Origin of the sequence: Tepidimonas sp. (assembly GCF_046292505.1) — a bacterium.
GTDB lineage: Bacteria > Pseudomonadota > Gammaproteobacteria > Burkholderiales > Burkholderiaceae_C > Tepidimonas.
This window is the reverse complement of record NZ_JBKBQX010000076.1, coordinates 1-1,616: the sequence shown is the minus strand read 5'-3', so window position 1 is coordinate 1,616 and position 1,616 is coordinate 1. Positions and strand designations below refer to the sequence as shown.

Below are 1,616 nucleotides of genomic sequence, written 5' to 3'. Positions count from 1 at the left end.
ATGCGCTCGGGTGCCGCCCCGGCGCGCAGGGCGCGCTCCAGCTCGCCGCCGGAGACGATGTCGAAGCCGCAGCCCGCGCATACGCAACACCCTCTCCGCCGCCACCGTCCATTGCAAAACGGTTCGGATCGACATCGGCGGCCTGCTTGATACGTTCCGCGTTGCTGGCTTGCACCGCCAGCGTCTTGAATAGCCGTTTGCCCTTTTCCTTGCGCGCAACCGACAGTTCGTCAAACAGTTTATTCGACGCCAGCGCAGCCGCGTCGCTAGCGTTGTGGCCTGCTTTCTCGAATTGCGATTGCAATCCCTTGTAACGCGCGATTAGCTCGTTCGTGCGGTTCTTTCCGAAACCGCGCTGTTCAAGCTGTTCCTGTATGCAGGCTATGAAGGACGCTTGATTGAACATGTTGTTACCGCCTTGATTTCGTCGGCGTCGCGCTGCATGTCGTCCAGCAATCCGCGAACCGTCATTTCCCTAAAGCCCTCGCCGTCGTCTATCGGCATGGCAATCTTATCGTCGAGACGCAAGGTTGTCTCCTGGCCATTGAGGCGCAGGGTGCCGTCCTCACTTTCCAGCAGGGTCTTGACGGCAGCCATTTCCGCGTCCAGGGCTTCATCCAGTGCCTTGGCATTTTGCTCGATCACTTTGGCGGCCAGCGTTGCCGCGTCATCCGTAGCGGACGCTGCGGCCATGACGTCGGGCCGTGTCGCCAGCAAGGGAACGCGCTCTGTGATATGAGGTTCCGCGCCTACCGTCGTGCGCGCTTCCGGCATCTCGGCCTGCGGCATAAGCGTACGACCCTCGCGGATCATCTGCCGCAGCCCTTCACGCCCCGCCTCGTCAAGCTGCCATTGCTCACGGGCACGGGCGTATGCGCGGCTTACCATCGGTGCAAGCTCGCGCATGCGGAAATCGTCGTCCATGAGAACCTTGCGGATATGCGCCATGTCCGGCGTATCCGTGGTCTTCATTTCCGCAACGATGGCTTCGCGCTGCGCTGTTAGTTCGTCCAGTTCTGCGCCGTAGCGCTTGGCGTTGCGAGCGCTCGCCCCCGCGATCTTTTCTCGCATGGCGTCTATCTTGTCGTCGATGTCAGCCACGGCGGCCAGCGTGTCGCGCTCGCGCGGCCCTTCAAGCTCCTGTAGCCAGCGACGGTAGGTATCCTTGCGCTTGGCCAGTTCGTCGAAAACGCGGAACGTCTCAGGGTCTATTTCGCGCGCCAGTTCGTCGGCCGACTTGCCGGGGCGCACGTCGATACGCGGACGCATGGGCGCGTCGTCAGGCAGCCGTACCGCCGTCTCGGCGCGTGGCGCAATCTCCCAAGGACGCGGGCCGCCCCAATCGTCCAGCGCTGCCGTCATCTGTTCGATGTCGACACGATCCCGCACGACGCCCTGCCGCAGCGCAGCCAGGGGCGAGCGCCTATGCGCTTCGCGCAAGAACGCTTCCGGGTCGTCCAGCAGCGAGGAGGCGGTGCGCTCCTCCTGTTCGCGGTACGGTTCGCGGGTCGGCGCGTCGCCATCCGTCTTGAAGCCGCGCCGCTGTAGCTCCTCGGCGACCATAGCCGCTTGCTCGCGCAAGGACGGGTTCTGCCGCATTGCTGCATACTCGGCAG

At 63.6% G+C, this 1,616-nt stretch carries 2 protein-coding genes; both read right to left on the bottom strand.

Features of this window, described 5'->3' with window-relative positions; genetic code table 11:
- The coding region (locus ACK4TH_RS11715; RefSeq protein WP_409626685.1) for a hypothetical protein at positions 1-406 on the bottom strand (406 nt) is incomplete at its 3' end.
- The coding region (locus ACK4TH_RS11710) for a hypothetical protein (protein WP_409626683.1) at positions 382-1,616 on the bottom strand (1,235 nt) is incomplete at its 5' end. The genes ACK4TH_RS11710 and ACK4TH_RS11715, both read right to left, overlap by 25 nt.